Source organism: Shewanella sp. SW24 (assembly GCF_025653395.1).
In the GTDB taxonomy this organism is placed as follows: Bacteria; Pseudomonadota; Gammaproteobacteria; order Enterobacterales; family Shewanellaceae; genus Shewanella; species Shewanella oncorhynchi.
The window spans coordinates 1-715 of sequence record NZ_JAKKSH010000078.1; the positions used below are offsets into that span (position 1 = coordinate 1).

At 44.4% G+C, this 715-nt stretch carries 2 protein-coding genes and 1 pseudogene; 2 read left to right on the forward strand and 1 reads right to left on the reverse strand.

Features of this window, described 5'->3' with window-relative positions:
* Both L5M17_RS22965 and L5M17_RS22970 read left to right on the forward strand, forming a co-directional pair.
* Window positions 1-218 (forward strand): transposase (locus L5M17_RS22965; RefSeq protein WP_411568951.1); only part of this gene is annotated, 218 nt, incomplete at its 5' end.
* On the forward strand, window positions 194-472 hold the full coding sequence (locus tag L5M17_RS22970) for a hypothetical protein (RefSeq protein ID WP_263149290.1): 279 nt from the start codon (window positions 194-196) through the stop codon (window positions 470-472). The genes L5M17_RS22965 and L5M17_RS22970, both read left to right, overlap by 25 nt.
* A 9-nt stretch (window positions 473-481) precedes the next feature.
* Here the strand turns inward: L5M17_RS22970 and L5M17_RS22975 are convergent.
* Window positions 482-715, reverse strand: a pseudogene (locus L5M17_RS22975) (IS4 family transposase); the annotation flags it as partial.

The window sequence follows — 715 nt, forward strand, 5'->3', positions numbered from 1 at the left end:
AGGGCGTCCCTAACATACCGCGCAAGCGTAATTCGARGATTGGTAATGGCGATATTGACTGGTGTCTGTACAAATATCGCCATCTGGTTGAGAACGTGTTTGCCAGGCTAAAACATTACCGCTCAGTAGCAACAAGGTATGATAAATTAGCCCGGAATTATGCAAGTACACTGGCCTTGGCTTGCTGCCTTATATGGCTGCCAATGTGGGTTGGCTAAATTATGAACAGCAAAGATCAACAGGCCCTAATCTCATCTCAATAAATTTATTTATTGAGATGAAAATCATGCCTGGTAAGTATTTAGCTCCGCCTGAGTGTCCTTTTGAGACGATAGGCGATGTTTTACTTGAGATTGGCAATCAGGGTGATGATCCCAATAAATACAAGGACTACATTTACCTGCTTGATGAGTACCATTCATTTAATGAATTTAGGCGCAGAGTCAAGTCTGGCTTAGACGCCAAATACTGAAGGATCCCCTCATAAATCAGCCATAGCATAGCCATATTTGAGCAACTGATTGGCGAATAATACCCAGGCCGCCAGCAATTCTTTCTCCGTGATTTGATAATCAGGCCGCCTGAGTACCTCCAATCCCAAGCGAATCGTTGAGAGTACCGTTCGATGCCCAATGGTATTGGCCTGAAAATGCTTATCCCAGCCCTGTTGCTGTGCGTGTAAACCAACTAGCCACAACAGGCATTGAACCATCAA

Excerpts from the sequence above, each read along its gene's own strand:
- L5M17_RS22970 (WP_263149290.1), top strand. The coding sequence starts at position 194 with ATGGCTGCCAATGTGGGTTGGCTAAATTATGAACAGCAAAGATCAACA.